Raw genomic sequence first — 6,239 nt, 5'->3', positions numbered from 1 at the left:
GGCCATGACGCTGCTCAAGGATCTCCGGCACGTGCCGGACGACGTTCACCTGGACGCCGGCGACCTCGCCCAGCTCATGGAGACGTACAAGAACCTGATCCACGACCGGACCGGCGAGGACTTCCCCGAGGCCCCCGCCGAGCAGCTGCGCCGGGCGATCCAGGCCGTCTTCCGGTCCTGGAACGGCGAACGGGCGCGCCTGTACCGGCGCCGTGAGCACATCCTGGACGATCTCGGCACCGCGGTCACCGTGCAGCGGATGGTCTACGGCAATCTCGGCGCCGACTCGGGCAGCGGGGTGGCCTTCACCCGCGACCCGGCCACCGGGCGTACGGGCCTGTACGGCGACTACCTGCCCAACGCGCAGGGCGAGGACGTCGTCGCCGGAATCCGCAACACCGCGCCCCTGGCCGAGTTGGAGCGCCTGGACGCGCGGTCGTACCGCCAGTTGCGGGACCACATGCGGACGCTGGAGAGCCACTATCGGGACCTGTGCGACATCGAGTTCACCATCGAGCGCGGCAGGCTGTGGATGCTGCAGACCCGGGTGGGCAAGCGGACCGCCGAGGCCGCGTTCGCCATCGCCGCGGAGCTGGTCGACGAGGGGCTCATCACCCCGGCGGAGGGTCTGGCCCGGGTGAGCGGGGAGGGGCTGGCGCGGCTGATGTTCCCGCGCTTCGACGCCTCGGCGACCGGTCAGGCGCTCGCCCACGGCATCGCGGCCTCGCCGGGGGCGGCGGTCGGCGCGGTGGTCTTCGACTCCGCCGAGGCCCGCGGCACCCTGCCGGACCCGCGCGACACCGAACTGCTCGGCGCCGTGAACCGTATGCACGAGGACAACCCGATGCTCGGCCTGCGCGGCGTGCGGCTCGGCCTGGTGATCCCGGGGCTGGTCGCCATGCAGGTGCGGGCCATCGCCGAGGCCGTCGTGGAACGTACGAGGGCCGGGGGCTCCCCCGAGGCGGAGATCATGGTGCGGCTGGTCGGCGCCGTCGAGGAACTGCGGCTGGCCCGTGCGGAGGTCGAACGCGTCCTCGCTGAGGTGTCCGAGGAGTCCGGCGTCGCCGTGCACTGCCCGGTCGGCACCATGATCGAACTGCCCCGGGCCGCGCTCACCGCGGACCGGATCGCCGAGGAGGCGGAGTTCTTCTCCTTCGGCACCAACGACCTCACCGAGACCACCTGGGGCTTCTCCCGCGACGACGTCGAGGCCGCGTTCTTCTCCGTCTATCTCGACAAGGGCGTCTTCCCCGCCTCCCCGTTCGAGACCCTCGACCGGCAGGGCGTGGGGCGCCTGGTCGGGATCGCCGTCGCCGAGGGCCGCGCCGCACGGCCGGACCTGAAGATCGGTGTCTGCGGCGAACACGGCGGCGACCCCGACTCCGTGCACTTCTTCCACGGCACGGGACTGGACTACGTCTCCTGCTCACCGTTCCGCGTCCCCGTGGCCCGACTGGAAGCCGGACGGGCGGCGCTGCCGGGAACCGACGGGAGCGACAGCCGGTGACGTCCATCCAGCCCATCCCGGTCACGGCGCTCTTCGTATGCGTACGAGAGTGAGAGCGTGATCGGTTACGACGCTCTGGACGGCCTGCCCGTACACAATGCCCTGCCGGGGGAGAGTCACGAGATCCGGCGGAGCCTACGCTCGTGCAGGACCGCGGCGTACACGTCCGCCGTCGTCGCCGCGGCCGTGTCCCAACCGAAGGAGCGGGCGTGCCGGGCCGCGGCCTCGCCCATCCGGGTGGAGCGTGCGGGGTCGTCGGCGAAGCCGGACAGCGCTTCCGCGTAGTCCACCGGATCGTGCCCCGGTACGAGAGCGCCGCTCATCCCGTCCTTCACCGCCACCGGCAAGCCGCCGACTTCGGCAGCGATCACCGGGGTGCCGCAGGCCTGCGCCTCGACGGCCACCAGGCCGAAGGACTCGCTGTAGGACGGCATGACCAGGACGGACGCCGCCCGGTACCAGTCGGCGAGCTGGTCCTGACCGACCGGCGGCCGAAACAGCACCACGTCGGAGATGCCGAGACAGGCCGCCAGCTTCTGCAGCCCTTCCGGCCTGGCCAGGCCGCTCCCGCTCGGCCCACCCACGACCGGCACCACGATCCGCTCACGTAGCCGCGGCCGCCGCTCCAGCAGCCGGGCCACCGCGCGCAGCAGGACGTCCGGCGCCTTCAGCGGCTGTATGCGGCCCACGAACAGGGGGATCAGCGCGTCCTGCGGAAGACCGAGGCGGGACCGGGCCACGGCCCGTCCGGCCTCGACACCGGAGGCGTCGAGTCGGAAACGCTCCAGGTTGACACCGGGGTGGACGACGGCGACCCGGCCGGGGTCGGCGTCGTAGTGGTGGAGGAGTTCCTCCGCCTCCTTCTCGGTGTTCGCTATCAACCGGTCGGCTGCCCGAACGACTTGGGTCTCACCGATGACGCGGGAGGCGGGCTCGGGGGTGTCGCCCTCGGCGAGGGAGGCGTTCTTGACCTTGGCCATGGTGTGCATGGCGTGGACGAGTGGGACGCCCCAGCGCCGGGCGGCCAGCCGGCCGACGTGGCCCGAGAGCCAGTAGTGGGAGTGGACCAGGTCGTAGTGGCCGGGGTGGTGGCCGGCCCAGGCCCGGGTCACGCCGTGCGTGAAGGCGCACAGGTGGGTGGGGAGGTCCTCCTTGGCCAGGCCCTCGTAGGGTCCGGCGTCCACGTGCCGTACCAGGACGCCGGGGGCGAGCTCGACGACGGGTGGGAGCGCGGCGGAGGTCGCCCGCGTGAAGATGTCCACTTCGATACCGGTGACGGCAAGTCGCTTGGCGAGCTCGACGATGTAGACGTTCATCCCGCCGGCGTCGCCGGTGCCGGGCTGGTGCAGGGGTGAGGTGTGGACGCTGAGCATGGCGACGCGGCGGGGGCGGCTGTGGGCGCCGGGTGGCCGCGATCGGGGCGGGCCGACGAGGGTGTTGTCGTGGCCACGGCTGCGCTGGAACCCTACGAGCCGGGTCACGTACTGGCTCCTGTCGTTGCCGCGGCATCCAGGTCGACGCGCTGCTCGCCCGCGTACACATTCATGGAGGCGCCGCGCAGGAAGCCGACGAGCGTGAGCCCGGTCTCCGTCGCCAGGTCCACCGCGAGGGAGGACGGCGCCGAGACCGCCGCCAGCACGGGGATGCCCGCCATGACGGCCTTCTGCGCCAGCTCGAAGGACGCCCGCCCGGACACCAGCAGAATGGTCCGGGACAACGGCAGTTGGCCGGACTGGAGCGCCCGGCCGATCAGCTTGTCGACGGCGTTGTGCCGGCCGACGTCCTCCCGCAGGTCCAGCAGTTCGCCCTCGGGCGAGAACAATCCGGCGGCATGCAGTCCACCGGTGCGGTCGAACACCCTCTGCGCGGCTCGCAGTTGGTCAGGCAGGGCAGCCATCAGCTCGGGGCTGACCCGGACCGGGGGCGTGTCGGCGATCGGCCACCGCGCCGTGGTCCGTACGGCGTCCAGGCTGGCCTTGCCGCACAGGCCGCACGACGACGTGGTGTACACGTTCCGCTCGAGCGTGATGTCGGGCAGCGGCACGCCGGGGGCGAGCTGCACGTCGACGACGTTGTACGTGTTCGAACCGTCGTCCGTGGCGCCCGCGCAGTACACGATGTTCGCCACATCCTCGGCCCGGCTCACGACGCCCTCGCTCACCAGGAACCCGGCGGCGAGCGCGAAGTCGTCCCCGGGCGTGCGCATGGTGATCGCCAGCGGCTTGCCGCCGAGCCGGATCTCCAGTGGCTCCTCCGCCACCAGCGTGTCCGGGCGCGTACTCACCGCACCGTCCCGCACCCGGACCACGCGCCGTCGCTCGGTGACCCGTCCCATGGCCTCACTCCCAGTTCTGTCGGTGGACCTTGTCGATGAGCATGGCTGCTGCCCTTTCTCCTGCTTCGTCCCTGTCCCGTTCCGTCCGTCTCCTCAGCACTCGATGACGTTGACGGCGAGGCCGCCGCGGGCGGTCTCCTTGTACTTGACCTTCATGTCGGCGCCGGTCTCCTTCATGGTCTTGATGACCTTGTCGAGGGAGACGTGGTGGCGGCCGTCGCCGCGCAGCGCCATCCGGGCGGCGGTTATGGCCTTGACCGCGGCCATGCCGTTGCGTTCGATGCAGGGGATCTGGACCAGGCCGCCGACCGGGTCACAGGTCAGCCCGAGGTTGTGCTCCATGCCGATCTCGGCGGCGTTCTCGACCTGTTCGGGGCTGCCGCCGAGCACCTCGGCGAGACCACCGGCGGCCATCGAGCAGGCCGAGCCGACCTCGCCCTGGCAGCCGACCTCGGCGCCGGAGATGGACGCGTTCTCCTTGAAGAGCAGGCCGATGGCGCCCGCCGCGAGGAGGAAGCGGACGATGCCGTCCTCGTCGGCGCCCGGCACGAAGTCGAGGAAGTAGTGCAGGACGGCGGGGATGATGCCCGCCGCGCCGTTGGTCGGGGCGGTGACGACCCGGCCGCCCGCGGCGTTCTCCTCGTTCACAGCCATCGCGTAGAGGGTCACCCATTCCATGGCACGGCCCGCCGGGTCGCCCTCGCCGCGCAGCGCCCGGGCCCCCGCCGCGGCCCGGCGGCGGACCTTCAGACCGCCGGGGAGGATGCCCTCGCGGCCCAGTCCGCGTGCGACACAGGCCGCCATGACCCGCCAGATCTCCAGCAGGCCGGCGCGGATCTCCTCCTCGGTGCGCCAGGCCTTCTCGTTCTCCAGCATCAGCGCGGAGATCGACAGGCCCGTCTCCTTCGTCAGGCGCAGCAGTTCGTCGCCAGTGCTGAACGGGTGGGCCGGCACCGTGTCGTCGGGCTTGATCCGGTCCGCGCCGACCGCGTCCTCGTCGACGACGAAGCCGCCGCCCACGGAGTAGTACGTCTTCTCCAGCAGCGGCACGCCGTCGCCGTCGTACGCGAAGAGGATCATGCCGTTGGCGTGGTATGGCAGCGACCGCCGGCGATGCAGGACGAGCTGGGTCGAGGCGTCGAAGTCGATCTCGTGGACCGGGCCGATCTCGGCGCCGAGGAGGCGGATGCGTCCGGTGCTGCGGATTCGCTCGACGTCCAGGTCGGCCTGGGCGACGTCGACCGTGTGCGGCTCGTAGCCCTCCAGGCCTAGCAGCACCGCCTTGGGGGTGCCGTGGCCGTGGCCGGTGGCGCCGAGGGAGCCGAACAGCTCCGCCCTCACCGCGGCGGTCTGGGCGAGCACGCCTTCCTGCTTCAGCCGGGCGACGAACATCCCGGCGGCGCGCATCGGGCCGACGGTGTGCGAACTGGACGGGCCGATGCCTATGGAGAACAGGTCGAAGACGCTGATTGCCACGCCATGCTCCGTGGGATTGGAGGGGCGTGCCGAGTGGTCACGGCGCGCCCCTGCGGGAGGGTGTCGGTTACAGGCCGGGGTAGAGCGGGTGCTTGTCGGCCAGCGCCTTCACCCGGGCCTTCAGGGCCTCCACGTCGTACGACGGCTTCAGTGCCTCGGCGATGACGTCCGCGACCTCGGTGAAGTCCTCGGCCGTGAAGCCGCGGGTGGCCAGGGCGGGGGTGCCGATGCGCAGGCCGGAGGTGACCATCGGCGGGCGCGGGTCGTTGGGGACGGCGTTGCGGTTGACGGTGATGCCGACCTCGTGGAGACGGTCCTCGGCCTGCTGCCCGTCCAGCTCGGAGTTGCGCAGGTCGACCAGGATCAGGTGCACGTCCGTGCCGCCGGAGAGCACGTTCACCCCGGCCGCACGCGCGTCCGGCGCGGTCAGCCGCTCGGCGAGGATCTTCGCGCCCTCGACCGTACGGCGCTGACGCTCCTTGAACTCCTCCGACGCGGCCACCTTGAAGGAGACCGCCTTGGCCGCGATCACGTGCTCCAGGGGACCGCCCTGGAAGCCCGGGAAGACGGACGAGTTCAGCTTCTTCGCGAAGTCCTGCTTCGCGAGGATGATGCCGCCGCGCGGGCCGCCCAGCGTCTTGTGCGTGGTGGAGGTGACGACATCCGCGTACTCGACCGGGTTCGGGTGCAGCCCCGCCGCGACCAGACCGGCGAAGTGCGCCATGTCCACCCACAGGTACGCCCCGACCTCGTCGGCGATCCGCCGGAACTCGGCGAAGTCGAGCTGGCGCGGGTACGCCGACCACCCTGCGATGATCACCTTCGGCCCGTGCTCCTTGGCGAGACGCTCCAGCTCCGCCATGTCGACCAGACCGGACTCGGGGTCCACGTGGTACGGGACCACGTGGAACTGTTTGCCCG

At 71.5% G+C, this 6,239-nt stretch carries 5 protein-coding genes; 1 reads left to right on the top strand and 4 read right to left on the bottom strand.

What is annotated here, in order from left to right; genetic code table 11:
- Positions 1-1,507: putative PEP-binding protein (locus F3T56_RS45060; protein WP_281291987.1), on the top strand; the 1,507-nt coding region annotated here is incomplete at its 5' end.
- 116 nt (positions 1,508-1,623) lie between these two features.
- Here the strand turns inward: F3T56_RS45060 and mshA are convergent.
- From mshA to F3T56_RS45040, 4 genes are all read right to left on the bottom strand, one after another.
- Entirely contained in the window at positions 1,624-2,988 is a 1,365-nt protein-coding gene (gene mshA / locus F3T56_RS45055; protein WP_246204800.1) for a D-inositol-3-phosphate glycosyltransferase, read from the bottom strand.
- Complete coding sequence (gene fdhD / locus F3T56_RS45050; protein WP_149831250.1) at positions 2,985-3,842, bottom strand: formate dehydrogenase accessory sulfurtransferase FdhD; 858 nt, start codon at positions 3,840-3,842, stop codon at positions 2,985-2,987. Before fdhD ends, mshA begins: the two co-directional genes overlap by 4 nt.
- 93 nt (positions 3,843-3,935) lie before the next feature.
- Positions 3,936-5,318 (bottom strand): L-serine ammonia-lyase, encoded by a 1,383-nt coding sequence (locus F3T56_RS45045; protein WP_149831249.1) that lies wholly within the window; start codon positions 5,316-5,318, stop codon positions 3,936-3,938.
- A 67-nt stretch (positions 5,319-5,385) separates the two neighbouring features.
- A partial coding sequence (locus tag F3T56_RS45040; RefSeq protein WP_246204793.1) for a serine hydroxymethyltransferase occupies positions 5,386-6,239 on the bottom strand: 854 nt, incomplete at its 5' end.

This window comes from Streptomyces tailanensis, from assembly GCF_008386495.1.
Classification (GTDB): Bacteria; Actinomycetota; Actinomycetes; order Streptomycetales; family Streptomycetaceae; genus Streptomyces; species Streptomyces tailanensis.
The sequence above is the reverse complement of the archived record's forward strand: the minus strand, read 5'-3'. Positions and strand labels throughout refer to the sequence as shown.

What these genes read in the sequence shown, in the direction of transcription:
- fdhD (WP_149831250.1), bottom strand. Translation starts at nt 3,842, where the DNA reads ATGGGACGGGTCACCGAGCGACGGCGCGTGGTCCGGGTGCGGGACGGT.